Origin of the sequence: Mesorhizobium sp. M0011 (genome assembly GCF_040324155.1) — a bacterium.
Classification (GTDB): domain Bacteria; phylum Pseudomonadota; class Alphaproteobacteria; order Rhizobiales; family Rhizobiaceae; genus Mesorhizobium.
The window spans coordinates 1-17,947 of record NZ_JAMYVQ010000017.1; the positions used below are offsets into that span (position 1 = coordinate 1).

At 62.4% G+C, this 17,947-nt stretch carries 16 protein-coding genes and 1 riboswitch; of the genes, 8 read left to right on the forward strand and 8 right to left on the reverse strand.

From position 1 onward, the window contains the following. Positions 1 to 168: 168 nt before the first annotated feature. The gene (thiB, locus tag NKK51_RS18845) at positions 169 to 1,167 is read right to left on the reverse strand and encodes a thiamine ABC transporter substrate binding subunit (protein ID WP_352554242.1); all 999 of its coding nucleotides are present in this window, start codon (positions 1,165 to 1,167) and stop codon (positions 169 to 171) included. Between the two features lie 43 nt (positions 1,168 to 1,210). Next, positions 1,211 to 1,325: riboswitch (TPP riboswitch) on the reverse strand. Between the two features lie 87 nt (positions 1,326 to 1,412). Between thiB and NKK51_RS18850 the strand changes: the two genes are divergently transcribed. The 4 genes from NKK51_RS18850 to NKK51_RS18865 are packed head-to-tail and all read left to right on the forward strand — an operon-like array spanning position 1,413 to position 4,494. Beyond that, entirely contained in the window at positions 1,413 to 2,072 is a 660-nt protein-coding gene (locus NKK51_RS18850) for a thiamine diphosphokinase (RefSeq protein ID WP_352440955.1), read from the forward strand. 1 nt (position 2,073) lies between these two features. After that, positions 2,074 to 3,894 (forward strand): ABC-F family ATP-binding cassette domain-containing protein, encoded by a 1,821-nt coding sequence (locus NKK51_RS18855; RefSeq protein ID WP_023814295.1) that lies wholly within the window; start codon positions 2,074 to 2,076, stop codon positions 3,892 to 3,894. Positions 3,895 to 3,952: 58 nt separating this feature from the next. Then, positions 3,953 to 4,195 carry a type II toxin-antitoxin system CcdA family antitoxin gene (locus NKK51_RS18860; RefSeq protein WP_352554243.1) on the forward strand — a complete coding sequence of 81 codons (243 nt, stop codon included), beginning with the start codon at positions 3,953 to 3,955 and terminating at the stop codon, positions 4,193 to 4,195. After that, positions 4,195 to 4,494 carry a CcdB family protein gene (locus NKK51_RS18865; protein WP_127297430.1) on the forward strand — a complete coding sequence of 100 codons (300 nt, stop codon included), beginning with the start codon at positions 4,195 to 4,197 and terminating at the stop codon, positions 4,492 to 4,494. Before NKK51_RS18860 ends, NKK51_RS18865 begins: the two co-directional genes overlap by 1 nt. 29 nt (positions 4,495 to 4,523) lie before the next feature. On the opposite strand, the gene NKK51_RS18870 is transcribed toward NKK51_RS18865, so the two are convergent. Both NKK51_RS18870 and NKK51_RS18875 read right to left on the reverse strand, forming a co-directional pair. Then, entirely contained in the window at positions 4,524 to 6,173 is a 1,650-nt protein-coding gene (locus NKK51_RS18870; RefSeq protein ID WP_352554244.1) for a hypothetical protein, read from the reverse strand. A gap of 75 nt (positions 6,174 to 6,248) precedes the next feature. Continuing rightward, positions 6,249 to 7,547 carry an adenylosuccinate synthase gene (locus tag NKK51_RS18875; protein WP_127267133.1) on the reverse strand — a complete coding sequence of 433 codons (1,299 nt, stop codon included), beginning with the start codon at positions 7,545 to 7,547 and terminating at the stop codon, positions 6,249 to 6,251. Between the two features lie 208 nt (positions 7,548 to 7,755). Here NKK51_RS18875 and NKK51_RS18880 point away from each other — a divergent pair, with 208 nt between their 5' ends. Continuing rightward, positions 7,756 to 8,661: a DMT family transporter gene (locus NKK51_RS18880; protein WP_023811869.1), complete on the forward strand. Its 906-nt coding sequence runs from the start codon at positions 7,756 to 7,758 to the stop codon at positions 8,659 to 8,661. A gap of 151 nt (positions 8,662 to 8,812) precedes the next feature. After that, positions 8,813 to 9,277 (forward strand): DUF2231 domain-containing protein, encoded by a 465-nt coding sequence (locus NKK51_RS18885; RefSeq protein ID WP_352554306.1) that lies wholly within the window; start codon positions 8,813 to 8,815, stop codon positions 9,275 to 9,277. A gap of 49 nt (positions 9,278 to 9,326) precedes the next feature. Here the strand turns inward: NKK51_RS18885 and serA are convergent, their stop codons facing one another. The 5 genes from serA to glmM form a co-directional block, all read right to left on the reverse strand. Then, the gene (gene serA, locus NKK51_RS18890; protein ID WP_023811867.1) at positions 9,327 to 10,928 is read right to left on the reverse strand and encodes a phosphoglycerate dehydrogenase; all 1,602 of its coding nucleotides are present in this window, start codon (positions 10,926 to 10,928) and stop codon (positions 9,327 to 9,329) included. Positions 10,929 to 10,995: 67 nt separating this feature from the next. Continuing rightward, on the reverse strand, positions 10,996 to 12,171 hold the full coding sequence (locus NKK51_RS18895) for a phosphoserine transaminase (RefSeq protein WP_023811866.1): 1,176 nt from the start codon (positions 12,169 to 12,171) through the stop codon (positions 10,996 to 10,998). Positions 12,172 to 12,372: 201 nt separating this feature from the next. Then, complete coding sequence (locus tag NKK51_RS18900; protein WP_023811865.1) at positions 12,373 to 13,146, reverse strand: outer membrane protein; 774 nt, start codon at positions 13,144 to 13,146, stop codon at positions 12,373 to 12,375. A gap of 210 nt (positions 13,147 to 13,356) precedes the next feature. Continuing rightward, complete coding sequence (locus NKK51_RS18905; protein WP_023811864.1) at positions 13,357 to 14,193, reverse strand: outer membrane protein; 837 nt, start codon at positions 14,191 to 14,193, stop codon at positions 13,357 to 13,359. Between the two features lie 270 nt (positions 14,194 to 14,463). Further along, positions 14,464 to 15,816, reverse strand: coding sequence for a phosphoglucosamine mutase (glmM, locus tag NKK51_RS18910; protein WP_023811863.1), 1,353 nt, complete (start codon positions 15,814 to 15,816; stop codon positions 14,464 to 14,466). 367 nt (positions 15,817 to 16,183) lie between these two features. Between glmM and NKK51_RS18915 the strand changes: the two genes are divergently transcribed. Next, complete coding sequence (locus NKK51_RS18915) at positions 16,184 to 17,020, forward strand: hypothetical protein (protein ID WP_352554245.1); 837 nt, start codon at positions 16,184 to 16,186, stop codon at positions 17,018 to 17,020. Positions 17,021 to 17,260: 240 nt separating this feature from the next. Beyond that, positions 17,261 to 17,713, forward strand: coding sequence for a hypothetical protein (locus NKK51_RS18920; RefSeq protein WP_023811860.1), 453 nt, complete (start codon positions 17,261 to 17,263; stop codon positions 17,711 to 17,713). Positions 17,714 to 17,947: the final 234 nt, after the last annotated feature.

A 17,947-nucleotide genomic window follows, 5' to 3' on the forward strand; every position in this document is an offset into this window, starting at 1 on the left:
GTTCCCAAATGGCATCGCGAACCTCCCGGCGCAAAGCACGCCAAACTGTGCGCGATGTCCTCGCACACCTGTTCGCGATGTCTCCGGTCCAAACACCCCCTTGAGGGGGAGATGGCCGGCAGGCCAGAGGGGGGTGGAGTGGCGCGAACATCAAAAGAACTCGCAAGCCTACTTGCTCATCACCGCCAGCCACTCATCGACCCAGGCCTTGCGGTTGGCGGCGACCTCGTCGGGGCTGAACAGCAAGGTCTTGGTCGGCTTGACCAATTTGTCGAAGGCCGGATTGAGCGGCTTGTCGGTCTTGCCGGCCGGGAACATCCAGTTGGTCTCGGGGATGGCATCCTGGAATTTCGGCCCGGTCATGAAGGCGATGAACTTGGCCGCCAGCGGGTTCTTGGCCCCCGCCGTGGTGATACCCGCGACTTCTATCTGCAAATACTCGCCCTCCTCGAACGACGCTGCCTGATAGCGCTCTGTCTTCTCGGCGACCATGTGGTAGGCCGGCGACGTCGTGTAGGACAGCACCATCGGCGCCTCGCCCTTGGTGAACAGCCCATAGGCCTCGCTCCAGCCCGGCGTCACGGTCAGCACTTTCGCCTTGAGCTTGGCCCAGGCCTCGGGCGCCTTGTCGCCATAGACTGACTTGACCCACAGAAGCAGACCGAGGCCCGGCGTGGAGGTGCGCGGATCCTGGATGACGATCTTGTCATCGGCACTGCCCTCGACCAGCTCTTTCAGGCTTTTCGGCGGGATCTTCAGCTTCTCGGTGTCGTAGACGACGGCGAAATATCCGTAGTCAAAGGGGACAAAAGTATCGTCGCTCCAGCCACCCGGCACGTTGACATCAGTTACGCCGCCATGCGGCGCGAACAAGCCTGACGCCTTGGCATCGGCGGTGAGATTGGTGTCGAGGCCAAGCACGATATCGGCCTTGGTCGATGCGCCTTCCAATCTGACGCGGTTGAGCAGCGCGACGCCGTCGGCGACCGAGACGAACTCGACATCGCAGCCGCATTCGGCCTCGAACTCCTTCTTCACCACGGGACCCGGACCCCAGTCGGCGGTGAAGCTATCATAGGTGTAGACGGTGAGCTTGTCCTTGGCCAAGGCCGGTCCGGACAAGGCCACGACCGTTGCTGAAACAAGAGCGTATAAAAACGTGCGCATCGGCGCCTCCTTCGTTCGAATTGAAAGGAATTGAGGCGTCGGACTGTCCGAAACGTCTAATCCCTCCGCCGGTACAAACCGGATCAGGTTCAGCGGGTTGGCGAGACTGCCTCTCAGCCGGTCCGCGAAGATCGCGTCCGGCACCCCGTTAGAGCGTTTCGACACATAGGCCGGGCCGATCCCCCATGCAAGTGGGAGTTTGCCGCCTTCCGTTTCCCGTGCCGGGCTGGTAAGGGCCACACGATATGAGCACATTCACCATCCTGCTTGGCGGCGATCTCATCCGCACGCCACGGCTCGACCGCCAGGCCGAAGGCTCCCGCGTCATCGCCGCCGACGCCGGCATCGGGCATGCGCGGCTGCTGGGTCTCGTGCCCGAACTGTGGGTGGGCGATTTCGATTCCGTGCCAGCCGAGCTGCCTGACGATCTCGCTTCCGTGCCGCGCCGGACCTTCCCGGCGGAAAAGGACCAGACCGATGGCGAACTGGCCATTGCCGCCGCACTCGAGCGCGGCGCGACCCGCCTGGTGCTCGCAGGTGCTTTCGGCGGCAAGCGCGCCGACCACGCTTTCCTGCATCTGGCGCTTGCCCTGCGGCTGGCCGAGGCCGGGACTGATGTGCTCCTGACCAGCGGCGCCCAGGAAGGCATCCCGCTGCTGCGCGGAACGGCCGGCTTCGACTATGCCGATGGCACGCTGTTTTCGGTGCTCGGCTTTTCCGAGCTCGCCGGCCTGACCGTCACCGGCGCCAAATGGCCGCTGAACCACGTCAAGGTGGCGTTCGGTTCGTCGCTGACCATCTCCAACGAGGTCAAGTCCGACAAGACCGGGGGCCGCCTCGAAATCGCGCTCGGCCATGGCCGCGCGATGCTGCTCGCTCATCCCTATCCCTTACCTGAAAGCTGACATGGCCCCGCCTCTTCTCAACCTCGACGGGATAAAACTGACCTTCGGCGGCACGCCGCTGCTCGACGGCGCCGCCTTGACGGCTTCGGCCGGCGACAAGATTGCACTGGTCGGCCGCAACGGGTCGGGCAAGTCGACCCTGCTGAAGATCGCCGCTGGCCTGATCGAGCCGCAGGACGGCGAGGTGTTCCGCCAGCCTTCGGCAACTATCCGCTATTTGCCGCAGATGCCGGACATGGAGGGCTTTGCCACCGTCCGCGCCTATGTCGAGGCCGGGCTTGGCCCCGCCGACGATCCCTACCGAGCCAGCTATCTGATGGAGCATCTCGGACTGTCGGGTGAGGAACGTCCGAATGATCTGTCGGGCGGCGAGGCGAGGCGTGCTGCCCTTGCCCGCGTGATGGCGCCGGAGCCAGACATCCTGCTGCTCGATGAGCCGACCAACCATCTCGACCTCTCGGTCATCGAATGGCTGGAAGAAGAACTCATCCGCACCTCCTCGGCACTGATCGTCATCTCGCACGACCGCCGCTTTCTCGAACGTGTGTCGCGCGCCACCATCTGGCTCGATCGCGGCCAGACCCGCAGGCTGGACAAGGGCTTTGGCCATTTCGAGGAATGGCGCGACCTGGTCCTGGAGGAAGAAGAGCGCGAGCAGCATAAACTCGGCCGCCAGATCGTTCGCGAAGAGCATTGGCTGCGCTACGGCGTGACGGCGCGGCGCAAGCGAAACATGCGCCGGCTCGGCGAGTTGCAGACCATGCGCCAGCGTTTTCGCGGCCATCGCGGTGCCGAAGGGTCGGCGACCATGGTGGCGAGCGACGCCGCCGAGTCCGGCAAGCTGGTGATCGAGGCGAAGAACATCGAGAAGAGCTTTGGCGATCTCACCGTGGTCAAGGGGTTTTCGACCCGCATCCAGCGCGGCGATCGCGTCGGCCTGGTCGGGCCGAACGGCGCCGGCAAGACGACGCTCTTGAAGATGCTGACCGGCGAGATGAAGCCGGACGCCGGTTCGGTGCGGCTCGGCACCAATCTGGAGATCGCCACGCTCGACCAGAAGCGCGAGGCGGTCGACCCGCAGGAGACGCTGGCGCAATATCTCACCGACGGGCGCGGCGAGAACCTCGTCATCAATGGCGAGCAGCGCCACGTCGTCTCCTACATGAAGGATTTCCTGTTCAAGCCGGAGCAGGCACGCACGCCGGTGCGCGAGTTGTCCGGCGGAGAACGGGCACGGCTCTTGCTGGCGCGGGTGCTGGCGCGGCCGGCAAACCTTCTGGTGCTCGACGAGCCGACCAACGATCTCGATATGGAGACGCTGGAACTGCTGCAGGAACTGGTCGCCGGCTTTGCCGGCACCGTCATCCTGGTCAGCCACGATCGCGATTTCCTCGACCGCACCGTGACCAGCCTGATCGCGCCGGATGGTGAAGGCCGCTGGATCGAATATGCCGGCGGCTACTCCGACATGCTGGCGCAGCGCGGCGGCACCAGGCTGGACGACCGCAAGGCGCGTGCGAAGGCCGAAAACGGCGAAGCGCCAGTGACGACCAGAAGTGAAGCGGCCGCGCCAAAGGGGCCGGCGAAGAAACTGTCGTTCAAACAGAAATTCGCGCTGGAATCGCTGCCCAAGAAAATCGAGGCTGTGACGGCTTCGATCTCAAGGCTGGAGAACAACATCGCCGATCCGGCCTATTACGAGCGCGACCCGGCCTCCTTCCAGAAAACCATCGCCGCCCTCGACAAGGAGCGCGCCACGCTGGCGGCGCTGGAGGAAGAGTGGCTGGAACTGGAGATGCTGCGCGAGGAGATGGAAGGGTAAGGGATTGTGTGTGAACTTTTATGCGCCTACATTATGCGCATAAAAGAGAGCGATTTCCATGCTTCAATCGACGTCAAAACCTCAACGGCAATCCGTCAACACGTCCATCGATTCCCAGTTGATCAGCGACGCGAAAGCGTTGGGCATCAACATTTCCCGTGCCGCCGAGGCGGGGATCGCGAAAGCGATTGCGGCGGAAAAGACGCGTCGATGGCAAGAGGAAAACAAACAAGCCATTGAAAGCTCCAATGAATATGTCAGGCGCAACGGACTGCCATTAGCCAAATACCGGCTGTTTTGATGGCACGTTACGATCTTTATCGGAATGCTGAAGGCGGCGGCTATTTTCTCGATGTTCAGTCCGACCTTCTTGAAGGACTGAGCACAAGAGTCGTCATTCCGTTGATGCCGCCCAACATAGCACCGGTTCCGGGCCGCCGACTAAATCCGACCTTCGCTATCGATGGCAAAGATCATGTAATGGTCACGCAGTTCATGTCAGCCTTGATGGCCTCTGAATTGCCGGATGCCGAGGGAAATCTCTCCCGGCACCACGACGACATCGTCGCCGCGCTCGATATGTTGTTCCAGGGCTTCTGAGTCAACGAGGCTTCGGGCCGGCTTCCTTCTCAGCCCGCCGTCTTCGCCTGCCAGGCCTTGATTGCCTCGTCGAACACCTTCTCGCCGGGAATGCCCTTTTCCATGGTCAGCAGTGCCCGCCGTCCGGTCTTGTAGACGACCGGTACGTCGATCCAGTCCTGGCCGCGAAGCAGGGTCATGTTGGCGTCTTCGTCGGCCTTGGTATCGTTGAGCGCGACGAGGAAGAAGCCGTCGGCGATCTTGGCCGGAATGCCGATCAACGGGCTGCCGGCATCCTGCTCCGAACCCTTCATGGCGACGCGCAGGATGTTGTCGACACCGCCGCCCTCGAAACCGTCGGGCGTCAGGAAGATCATCTCGATGATATGGCTGGCCGGCAGTGTCTGGTCGGTGTTGCGGCGGATGGTCATGCGCAACTGGATGTCCTTGCCGGGAATGGTGGCCTCGGCGCGGATCGCCGGCTCCGGCGGCAGGTCGCCACCGGGCGATTCCTGCACCAGCGACCAGACGATGTTGCCGGGCTCGGCGGAACCCTGGGCGGTGCTGGTGCGCTCCTCATAGAAGATCGCCTTCTGGCCGACAGGCAGAGCGGCTTCCGCAGGCGCAGCTGCCGTGGCGGGCGGCGCGGCGCCGGCCGGTGCGGTCGGCGTGCCGGCAGCATCGGCTGGCGCTGCCGGGGCAGCTCCGTTGGCAGGCGGTATTGCGGGGGCGGCACCTGTAGCGGGGGGCGCTGCCGCGGCAGGTGTGCCTGCGGCCGGAGCGGAAATCGCCGGTGGGTTCGTCGCCGAGGGCGGCGTGGTCAGCGCGGCGACCGATTCGCCTTCGCCGATGCCGCTTTGGCCACCGGCCGGACCCGGGTCGACTTCACTGCCCTGCGGCGTCAGCCGCTGCGTGAATTTCGTGCTTTCGGCTTCCGTGCCGCCAGCCGCGGGCGCCGGAGGCGTTGCCGCGGCATCGGTTGCCGGCTTGGCAGGCGCTGGTTTCACCGGCTCGGTCTTGGCGACCTGATTGCCGCCAAGCCCAAGCATTTTGCCGAAGGCATCCTTGTTCAGCCAGATTCCGTAGCCACCGCCGGCTACGACCAGAAGAGCGACGACGGCCGCGATCAGCCCACCATAGCTGCGCTTGCGCTCGGCGGGACGCAGGCGCTGGAAGGTGTCCGACACCGGCTCTTCGTCGCTGGAAAAGACATCTGCCTCGTCCTCCTCCTCGTCGGCATCCATACCTGGAAGAGGCGTGTCGGCGCGAGCCAGCTGGGAAGGCGCCGGCGTCGCCCTTTGCCAGCTCGGCTCGACCTTGGCGGCAGGTGGTGGCGCGGGCTGATAAGATTCAGGCTTTGCAGCGGGCGGTGCCGGCCAGGCCGATTCGGCCTTGGCCGGCTGCCGTGTATGGCTCGGCTGATTCTTGTTGCGATCGATCGACGAAAAGATGTGTTCCAGCTCCGCCAGCGGATCGGTCTCCGGCAGGCTCTTGGCATAGTCCCGCTCGACACTCGCGATCGCGTCTTCCAGCGAACGCATCTGCGTGGCTATGGCTTCGGCGGCCGGCGGCGGCGAATATTCCTCAAGCTTCTTCGCCAGCATGGTGCGAACGCTGGCATAGATGCGCGTACGCTTTTCCGGCGTCTCGTCGCCATGCTTGCCGAGCGCCTTTGTCAGAATAGCAACGTAATCTGCCATGCTTCAGTCGACCTGTATTTTGTTTCCGCGCCGGCCCCCGCAAATCGGCCGCGATGCCCGGAAAGGCTTCAGAAACTAGTCTTGAAACGGATCGGTCACAAGTATCGTGTCGTCCCGTTCCGGGCTGGTGGAAAGGAGTGCGACCGGGGCGCCGATCAGCTCTTCGATGTAGCGGACGTATTTGACGGCCTGGGCCGGCAGATCGTTCCAGCTGCGCGCGCCGGCAGTGGTGCCTTTCCAGCCCTCGAGCGTCTCGTAGACCGGTTCGACACGTGCCTGCGCACCCTGGCTTGCCGGCAGATAATCGATCATCTCGCCGTCGAGACGATAACCTGTGCAGACCTTGATCTCGTCCAGCCCGTCAAGCACGTCGAGCTTGGTCAGCGCGATGCCCTTGATGCCGTTGACAGCGACGGCCTGGCGTACCAGCACCGCGTCGAACCAGCCGCAGCGGCGCTTGCGGCCGGTGACGACGCCGAATTCATGGCCGCGCGTGCCGAGGAATTCGCCGACCTCGTTCTTCTGCTCGGTCGGGAACGGACCCTCGCCGACGCGTGTCGTATAGGCTTTGGTGATGCCGAGCACATAGCCGATGGCGCCTGGGCCGACGCCGGAGCCGGCGGCAGCCTGTCCGGCAACCGTGTTCGACGAGGTCACGAATGGATAGGTGCCGTGGTCTATGTCAAGCAGCGTGCCCTGCGCGCCCTCGAACAGGATACGCTCGCCAGCCCGGCGCTTGTCGTCGAGGATTTTCCAGACCCGGTCCATATAGGGCAGGATGTCGTCGGCGACCGAGGTCAGTTCCTGCATGATCGCGTCATGCGTGACTTCCGCATGGCCAAGCCCCCGACGCAGCGCATTATGGTGCGTCAGCAGCCTGTCAACCTTCACGGGCAGTGTTTCCAAATCCGCCAAGTCCATCACCCTGACCGCGCGCCGGCCCACCTTGTCCTCGTAGGCGGGGCCGATGCCACGACGGGTCGTGCCAATCTTCGTCCCGGAATTGGATGCGGCGTCCTCACGGAATCCGTCCAGCTCCCGATGCAGGGACAGGATAAGCGCTGTGTTTTCGGCTATTTTCAGGCGATCCGGTGCGACTTCGACACCTTGCGCCTTGAGCTTAGCCACCTCGGCGACGAAAGCATGCGGGTCGAACACGACGCCATTGCCGATGATGGACAGCTTGCCCTGGCGCACGACGCCCGACGGAAGCAACGACAGCTTGTAGACCTTGCCGTCGACGACCAGCGTATGGCCGGCATTGTGGCCGCCCTGGAAACGCACCACGACATCGGCCCGCTCCGACAGCCAGTCGACGATCTTGCCCTTGCCTTCGTCACCCCACTGCGAGCCGACGACCACCACATTGGCCATGTTTCTTTTCCCTTGAGACGCCGCCAAGCGGCTTGAATATGGTTCGAAACGACAGGCCTCTATAACGTCAAGACCTCGCGAGCGCGACCTTTCTTTGCCGTCGAAAATGCCCTGAGGCACAACAATTTTCGGCTTTGACATCATTTACTTGGGCGAGCGAGGGCAATAGGCCGGCAAACACCGCAGCTCCGGCGACTGGAATCCCGCGATGCATCGAAGCGCCTACATATTCCTGCTGCTCACCACCTTGCTCTGGGGCGGAAATTCGGTGGCCGGCAAGCTGGCGGTCGATCACGTCTCGCCGATGACGCTGGTCTTCCTGCGCTGGGTTCTGGCCGTGGCGATCATGCTGCCCATCGGCTGGAAGACCATCCAGAAGGACTGGCCGGTCGTCCGCAAGCACTGGTTCGTGCTGGTCGCCCTCGGCGCCAGCGGCTTCACCCTGTTCAACACCATCTTCTACACGGCGCTCAACTACACGACAGCGATCAATGTCTCGATCGAACAGGCGGCGATGCCGATCCTGATCATGACTGCCAATTTCGTCTTCTTCCGCCTGCGCGTGAACTGGGCTCAGATTGTCGGCGTCGTGCTGACCATCGCCGGCGTGATCCTCACCGCCTGCCATGGCGACCCGCGCCGGTTGTTGACGCTGGAACTCAATTTCGGCGACGCCATCATGCTGGTCGCCGTCTTTCTCTACAGCGGCTATTCGGTCGGACTGCGGTTGAAACCGGTGATGCATTGGCAAAGCCTGATGCTGGCCCTGTCGGTTGCGGCACTCGTCACTTCGCTGCCGTTCTTCCTGTGGGAGGTCGTCGCCGGCAAGGTCATCATGCCCGACGCGCGCGGCTGGACCGTCATCGTCTATACGGCGATCGGCGCCTCCGTCGTTTCGCAGATCTTCTACATCAGAGGCAACGAACTGATCGGCGCCAACCGCGCCGGCCTGTTCATCAATCTGGTGCCGATCTTCGGCACGCTGCTTTCGGTGCTGATCGTCGGCGAGACGTTCCACCTCTATCAGGCATTGGCTTTGGTGCTCGTGCTGGGCGGCATCGGGCTTGCCGAATACAGCGGGCGCAAGATGGCGTTGGCGGACCACCGCGGATGACATGTGGCGGCTGACGCTCTCCCCGTTGCAGTGATTCACGCGAACAGCATGGATTTAGCCATTGGCCCGGAAACAGCGGCATAAACCCTGCCGCGTCCCCACTTGGAACATTTCACCTCCAGCGGAGTTTGAACGGCAGGGAGGCGACATGATGAGCCACAACCCTCGCAGCACGGCAAGCATCGCTGGTCACCCTATCCATCCCATGCTGATTCCGTTTCCGATTGCTTTTTTCGTCGGCACCTTCGTTTGCGATCTTATCTTCTGGCGAACAGCCGATCCCGGATGGGTCACCGGATCGCTCTGGCTTCTCGGCGCCGGCCTGATCATGGCTGCCCTGGCTGCGCTTGCTGGCCTGACGGATGTTCTCGGCGATGTTCAGATCCGCAATCTCACGACGGCATGGCTCCATGCCGGCGGCAATGTACTCGTTGTGTTGATCGAGCTTTACAACTGGTACTTGCGGTATGCCGGCGGAGCGGCGGCCGTGATGCCAACCGGCTTCGTCCTATCGCTGATCGTGGTTCTCATCCTGCTGTTTACGGGCTGGAAGGGCTGGGAACTGGTCTACCGACATCGCGTGGGTGTCTCCGATGGCTCGGACGAGTTGACCTGAACCGGCCGCCGCGGCGGCCGGCATCAACGAGGGCGACCCCTGTCCTCGATCACATCGCGTTGACGTCGAACTGCAGCCGCTTGGCCGAGTCGATCGACTTATGCGCCTTGACCTTTTCCAGCACGGCTTCCGGGAACGGCGCGTCGAGATAGAGCAGCGCTATGGCATCGCCGCCCGGCCGGTTGCGGCCGAGCTGGAAGTTGGCGATGTTGACGCCATTCTCGCCGCAGACAGTGCCGAGCAGCCCGATAATGCCCGGCGCGTCGGCATTGGTGGTGTAGAGCATGTGCTGGCCGACCTCGGCATCGAGATTGATGCCCTTGATCTGGATGAAGCGTGGCTTGCCATCCGAGAAGCATGTGCCGGCGATCGAGCGCGTCATGTGCTCGGTCTTCACCGTCAGCTTGATATAGCCGTCGAAGACGCCCGACTTGTCGCGCTTGACCTCGGCGACGATGATACCCCGCTCCTTCACCATGATCGGCGCCGACACCATGTTGACGTCGGAGACCTGAGGCCGGATCAGTCCGGCGAGTGCGGCGCTGATCAGCGCGCGCGTGTTCATCGTCGCGGTGGAGCCGTCGAACAGGATCTCCACCTCCTTGATCGGATCCTCGGTGACCTGGCCGACGAAGGCGCCGAGCACCTCGGCAAGCTTGACGAACGGCTTCAGCCGCGGCGCCTCCTCGGCGGTGATCGACGGCATGTTGATGGCGTTGGAGACGGCGCCCTTGATCAGATAGTCGGCCATCTGTTCGGCAACCTGCAACGCGACATTCTCCTGGGCCTCCGTCGTCGAGGCGCCGAGATGCGGCGTCGCCACCACATTCTCCATGCCGAACAGTTCGTTGTTCTCGGCGGGTTCGACCTCGAAGACGTCGACGCCGGCGCCGGCCACCTTGCCGCTCTTCAGCGCCGCGATCAGGTCGGCCTCGACGATCAGACCGCCGCGTGCGCAATTGATGATGCGCACGCCCTTCTTCATCTTGGCGATCGCCGCGGCATCGATGATGTTGCGCGTCTTGTCGGTCAGCGGCGTGTGCAGGGTGATGAAATCGGCGCGGGCGAACAGTTCGTCGAGTTCGACCTTGTCGACGCCAAGCTCCTCGGCACGGCTGTCCGACAGGAACGGATCGAAGGCGATGACGTGCATCTTGAGGCCAACGCCGCGTGTCGCGACGATCGAACCGATGTTGCCGCAGCCGATGACGCCCAGCGTCTTGCCGGTGATCTCAACGCCCATGAAGCGGTTCTTTTCCCATTTGCCGGCATGGGTCGAGGCGTTGGCTTCAGGGATCTGGCGCGCCAGCGCAAAGATCATCGCCACCGCATGTTCGGCTGTGGTGATCGAGTTGCCGAAGGGCGTGTTCATCACGATGATGCCCTTGCGGCTTGCCGCCGGGATATCGACATTGTCGACGCCGATGCCGGCGCGGCCGATGACTTTGAGATTGGTAGCGGCGTTGATCAGCTTTTCGGTGACCTTGGTCGCCGAGCGGATGGCGAGGCCATCATACTGGCCGATCACTTCGGCGAGCTTTTCCTTGTCCTTGCCGAGATCGGGCAGATAGTCGACCTCGACGCCACGATCCTTGAATATCTGCACGGCGGTGGGGGAGAGTTTGTCTGAGACGAGAACGCGGGGCGCCATGGCGACCTCCTTGAAATGGATTTGATCCTGATGGGAATGGGCGGCCCGGAGGCCGCCGCGAATGATCTCAGGCCGCCGCTTTGAGCGACGCCTTCTGTGCGGCGAAGGCCCAGTCGAGCCAGGGCAGCAGCGCTTCCAGATCCGACGTCTCGACCGTCGCGCCGCACCAGATGCGCAGGCCGGGCGGTGCGTCGCGATAGGCACCGATATCGTAGGCGACGCCTTCCTTGTCGAGCACCGACACCAGCCCCTTGGCGAAAGCCGCCTGCCCGTCGGCGTCGAGCTCGGACACGTCCGGATCGGTGAAGGACAGGCAGACGGACGTGTTCGACCGTGTCGCCGGCTGGACGGCGAGATGACCGAGCCAGGAGGATTTGCCGACAAAGCGATCGAGGACGGCCGCATTGGCATCCGCCCTGGCGATCAGCGCGTCAAGGCCGCCGGTCGACTTCGCCCAGTTGAGCGCATCGAGGTAATCCTCGACGCACAGCATCGAGGGGGTGTTGATGGTCTCGCCCTTGAAGATGCCTTCGATCAGCTTGCCGCCCGAAGTCAGGCGGAAGATTTTCGGCAGCGGCCATGAAGGCTTGTAGGTCTCCAGCCGCTCGACGGCACGAGGCGACAGGATCAGCATGCCGTGAGCGCCCTCGCCGCCCAGCACCTTCTGCCAGGAGAACGTGACGACATCGAGCTTTTCGAAGTCGAGCCTCTGCGCGAATGCGGCGGAAGTCGCATCGCAGACGGTCAGGCCCTTGCGGTCCGCGGGAATGAAATCGCCGTTCGGCACGCGCACGCCCGACGTGGTGCCGTTCCAGGTGAAGACCACATCGCGGTCGAAATCGATCCTGGTAAGATCAGGCAGTTCGCCGTAGCCGGCTTCGATCTTGCGCACATCGGCGAGCTTCAATTGCTTGATCACGTCGGTGACCCAGCCGGAGCCAAAGCTCTCCCAGGCGACCATGTCGACGCCGCGCTCGCCGAGCAGCGACCACAGCGCCATCTCGACCGCACCGGTGTCCGACGCCGGCACAATGCCGATGCGATAACCCGCCGGGACCTGGAGAATCTCCCGCGTCAGCTCGATCGCCTGTTCGAGCTTGGTCTTGCCGATCTTGGCGCGGTGGGAACGGCCGAGCGCGGCATTGTTCAGCGCCTCGACCGACCAGCCGGGACGTTTTGCACAGGGACCTGAGGAAAAATTGGGGTTTGCCGGACGGAGTCCGGGCTTCGTATGCGTCGTCATCGTGGTCTATCCTTCCAGATAGTGGCCCCTCGTTGGGGAGGGGTGGCCCACGGACGGCGATATGCGTTCAGGCTTCGGGCGTCAAGAGGAAAGTTTTTGTCGCTGCCGGGATACCGGCGATCCCTGATCGGGATGTCGTGACTTCAAACGCAAACGGCGGACCCCGAAGATCCGCCGTCCTGAACCTCGTGCTCGCCGCGCCTACCAGAGATCGTAGCGCAGCCCGAGCTTGACCTGATGGTTGCTGATACCTTTTTTGACCGGATAGGAGGTCAGGCTCTCAGCCGTCACATATTCAGCGTCCGGAGCGGAGAAATACTGATAGCCCAGGTCGACGGAAACGTTCTTCGATACCTGATAGGCGAGGCCCGCATTCAGCGTGTAGGCCAGCGAGTACTGGGTCTTGCTGTCACTTACGGCGAAATCGTCCGTGTCGTCGCCATTGTCGGTGAAATAGCTTGCCGACAGGCTGCGCTTGCTGCGGACGACCCCGATACCGGCGCCGAGATAGGGTGTGATGCCGACATAGGTGCCAAGATCGACATAGCCGTTGAGTATGCCCGACAAGGCGTAGTTCTTCAGGGATGCCGACGCCACGGTCGGCTCTGCCGCAGTCGCTGAATCGTCATAGCCGACGCCGATCTCGTTGCCAGGCAGATAGCCGAGATTGAGGTCGGCGCGCAGATAGTCGTTGAAATGGTAGCCGAAGCCGATGCTGGCAAAGATCGGATCTTCTTTGTCGCTGAAGCTTGCAGGTGGCGAAGGTGTGAAGGCGAAATCCTCATTTTTGAAGCTCTTCTGCGCCAGATAGGAGACGTCGCCGCGCAGGTACCAGCCGGAACCGACCTCGACCGGGACATAGTCGGGCGCCTGGTCGACATAGATCGGCGGGTCATAATCGGCCGCGTGCACCGGCGTCAGCGGCAGGAGGGCTAGTGCACCGAGCGCCAGCGCCATACGCGATGTAAGTTTCATGGTCCCCGACTCCCGAATTTGGCGCAGCCCGCAATCGCAGCGGCAGCCATCGTTTCAAGGAGCATTGTTAACCATAGTGGTTAAGTGCCGGTTAAGGCTAACAGAGCGTTAGCGAATTCATTTCCGCTGTCGATTCCAGGCGGCCCAAACGAAAAACCGCCCGGCTTGAGGCCGGACGGTTTTCGAAGAATTCAAGTGATGTAGATGGCGTTACTTGGTGTAGATCGGCTCGGGTTCGGGCTGGTAGGCCACGACCGGCGCGGCGCAACCATTGCTGCCACCGAACTGGTAGCGCAGGCCACCGCGCACTTCGTGCGTGTTGATGCCACGGTCGAAGCCGGGACCGGAGCTGGTGATGTTCCAGTCGAACATGCGGCCGCCCTGAATATGGGAGAAGCGGTAGCCGGCATCGAGAATGATCTTGTCGGTCAGGCAGTACGAAGCGCCGGCCATCAGACCGTAGGCGAAACGCCAGCTTGATCTGCCGGGATTGAACTCGGTGGTGTTCGGGTCGTAGACATCATCCCACTTGACGCGGGCGCCGCCGATGCCGGCGCCAACGTAAGGCGTGATGCCATGGTAGGTGCCGAGATCGACATAGGCATTCGCCAGCAGCAACAGGGCGCTCATCTTCGATACTTCGGTCGAAGTACCGTTGATGTCCGAGGTGCCCCCGTTGAAGTTCGACTTGAACCAGTAGTCGGCGGTCAAATCGGTCCGGAAGTGATCGTTGATCTTGTAGCCGACGCCGGCGCCGAGCGAGAAACCGCCCTTGAGTTTGCCGAAATCGAAGCTTCTGGTGCCGGGCGTAACCGTACAGTTACAGGGATCGACGGTGTAGGTCATATAGTCGATGCCGCGCACGGTCGACTTGTGATAGTCGATGTCGCCGCGGATGTACCAGCCGCCGACCTCGACCGGCTGCTCGTAGACAGCCTGAGGCGGAGCCTCTTCGACCATCGGTTCCGGCAGGTCGGCTGCGAACAGCGGTCCTGCCAGGCCTGCGAACAGGAAGGCGAGCAGGACCTTTCTTGCTGTCTTGAACATGCTTGTCACCCCTGAGAAGCTCGGAACGGCGAATCCGTCCGAAATGCGATTGGCTTTCAGTCGTGGATAATGAATTGCAAAGGTTAAAAGGCGTTTAACCCTGTTGCTTAACCACGAATCTCGAAACTCTAGGGATTGGCGCGAGATTTACGGGCACCGAAAAAAGTGGCGGCTGACAAGAAAAAGCCCGCCGAGGGGCGGGCCTTGGACCGGTTAAGGGAGCGCGGCGCGCCTGGTTGTCCGATCCACGTCCTGCTGGACGCGCTGGGGTCAGGCGGCGCTGCGCGTTTCCGAGATGACTTCAACGATGCCGTTGACGACGGACTCGACCAGTTGCGGGTCGTCGCCTTCGGCCATCACGCGGATCAGCGGTTCTGTCCCTGATGGCCGGATAACCAGCCGTCCGGTCTTGCCGAGGCGGTTACGGGCGTCTTCGATGGCGGCCTTGACCGGCGCCTCCTCGAGCGGCTTGCCGCCGGAAATATGGACGTTCTTCAGAAGCTGCGGCACCGGTTCGAACTTTTTCGACAGTTCGCTGACCGGCCGCCCCTGCCGCTTGATGCAGGCCAGCACCTGCAGCGCCGAGACCAGGCCGTCGCCGGTCGTCGAAAAGTCGGACAGCACGATATGACCTGACTGTTCGCCGCCGACATTCAAGCCGTGCGCGCGCATATGCTCGACGACATAACGGTCGCCAACCTTGGTGCGGTGCAATTGCAGCTTCATGCCGCCGAGGAAGCGCTCGAGGCCGAGATTGGACATCACCGTCGAAACGACGCCGCCGCCCGCAAGCCGCCCGCTCTGGTGCCAGGATTCGGCGATCAGCGCCATGATCTGGTCGCCATCGACGATCGCGCCGTTTTCATCGACGATGACGACGCGATCGGCGTCGCCGTCGAGCGCGATGCCGATGTCGGCGCGCACTTCGTGCACCTTCTTTTGCAGGCCGGCCGGATGGGTCGAGCCGCATTCCTTGTTGATGTTGAAGCCGTTGGGCTCGACATTGATGGCGACGACTTCGGCGCCCAGTTCCCACAGCGCCTCGGGCGCCACCTTGTAGGCCGCGCCATTGGCGCAATCGACGACGATCCTCAAGCCCGCGAGCGACATCGAGCGCGGCAAGGTGCGCTTGGCGAATTCGATGTAGCGGTCATGCACGCCGTCGACGCGCTTGGCGCGGCCAAGCCCGTCGGAATCGGCGAGCGCCAGTTCGATATCCTTGTCGAGCATGCTCTCGATGCGCTCCTCGATTTCGTCGGAGAGCTTATAGCCGTCGGGTCCGAACAGCTTGATGCCGTTGTCGTAATAGGGGTTGTGCGAGGCCGAGATCATGACGCCGATATCGGCGCGCAGCGAACGCACCAGCATGGCGACAGCCGGCGTCGGGATCGGGCCGAGCAGGAACACGTCCATACCGGCGGCACAAAGACCGGCGACCATGGCATTCTCGATCATATAGCCGGAAAGCCTGGTGTCCTTGCCGAGTACGACACGATGTCGATGGCTGCCGCGCTGGAAGGAAAGGCCGGCGGCCATGCCGACCCGCATCGCGATTTCAGCCGTCATCGGAAACTTGTTGGCGCGTCCGCGAATGCCGTCCGTGCCGAAATAATTCCCTGCCATGCTAGTCAGCTTCCTCGACGTTTCTTCCCCGGCACGTCATGCCACAATTGGCCAGGGCGCTATGATCACATTGTGTGATTATACGTTACCAATCCTTAGAAAACCATTGTTGTGCACTGCACACATGTGGCCGCAACCTGACATGCCCAGACTGCCATGTTGCAATATACAAGTCATGCGAGCCTTTCAGCGCGGATGCACCAGCAAAATCTTGCTTTGGACCAGGCAACAAACAACGATTTCATCACCTTATCGGGAGAAACCGGTCTTCGGCGATATATACGCCACTTAGCATCTGGCGCAACCGCCCGTTGAGCGTTATTGATTTGCAGGGACGTATCATGGGCTGCTGCAACGGAGAAACGCTATGCTCATCCACCGACTTGCCACTTTGACCGGCCTCGCCGTCGCGACCTTGTTCCTGGCCGCGCCAGCCAACGCACTGACGATGGCCGAGTGCAGCACGAAGTATAACGCCGCCAAGGATGCGGGGACACTTGCCGGAGCGACCTGGAATCAGTTCCGCAAGGCTCAATGCGGCACCGATGCCGCGGCAACCACCGACGCCAAGCCAGCCGACACCAAGAAGGCCGCGGAAACGAAGCCGGCCAAGGCTGCCAAGGCTGCCGCCGCGACGGACGACAGCACAGCCAAGGGCCTGACGGCGAAGGAATGCAGCACCAAATACCAGGCGGCGAAGGCTGCCGGCACGCTGAACGGCATGAAGTGGAACGACTTCCGCAAGTCCGAATGCGCCGCCGGTGCATCCGCCGCTGCCGCCGCCAAGCCGGCAGCCACCAAGGCAGCCGCGGCTCCCGCCGACGGCAAGGGCCTGAGCATGGCCGAATGCAGCACCAAGTATCAGGCTGCCAAGACGGCCAACACGCTGAAAGGCATGAAGTGGAACGACTTCCGCAAGGCCGAATGCGGTACCGGCGCCTCGGATGACGACACCGTGCCGGCCGCCGACGAGGCGAGCTACACCAAGGAGCCGGCAAAGCCGACCACGGCCGCACCCAAGGGCGTCACTTTCCCGTCCGCGATCTCGGCTAAATATGCCAGCGAGACCCCCGGTAAAGGCCGCATGCACACTTGCCTCGACCAGTACTATGCCCTCAAGGACGCCAATGCGCTTGGCGGCCTGAAGTGGATCCAGAAGGGCGGCGGCTTCTACAGCCTGTGCAACGCCAAGCTGAAGAGCTGATCGCTTAGCCATAGTCTCCAAACAAAGGCCCGCGCATCGCAAGATGCGCGGGCTTTTTTGTTGCGCGAAGACGCACACTGCCTTGCTCGCATCTGCATGTCGCCGGGCTGCTGGCATCATCAATTCGCCTACACTGCCCACCGCCAAGCTCATCGGTAGTCCGAAAAGATTCTGTTGAACATATAAAGAACAAACCATATACAAAAAGACGTCAAACTTATCATCAACCAGGAGGGTCTTATGCACAGTTTGAAATTGGCGGTATTGGCTGCGACCGCATTTGTCGCTTGGAGCGTCGCCCCCGCAAGCGCACTGACGATGAAGGAATGCGGCGAGACCTATCGAACAGCCAAGGAAGGCGGCACTCTGAACGGCATGGACTGGACGGCTTTTCGCAAGGAGAAGTGCGCGACATCAGCAGCGGACAGTGTCAGCGAGGATACGGTCAAAACCGAGCCGCAGACGAAAAAGGAAACCAGCGCAGCGGTCGCCCCCACTGTAGCGCCCGCGGGCGTGACATTCCCGACCACGCTGGCCGCCGAGTTCAAGACCGAAAAGCCCGCGAAGGCGCGCATGAAGACCTGTCTCCAGGGCTACCATGGCAACAAGGACGCGGGCACGTTGAACGGCCTTCGCTGGATCCAGAAGGGCGGCGGTTATTACAGCCTGTGCAATGCCAAGCTGAAGAGCTGAGCGACAAGACATCTGAAGAAGAGAAGGCCTGCGAACCGCAGGGTTCGCGGGCCTTCTTGTTGCCTTCGAGGGCACGCCAGCGGCGACGTTGCCAATCTCCCCCGCAAGGGGGAGATTGGCTATCACCTAGGCTTTCGCCAATCGTCATCGTCGCAGATGCGAGGTCGCGGACAACTCCTCCCCAACGCCAAAAACAAAAAACGCCGCGGAGCAAGCCGCGGCGTTCGATGAAAT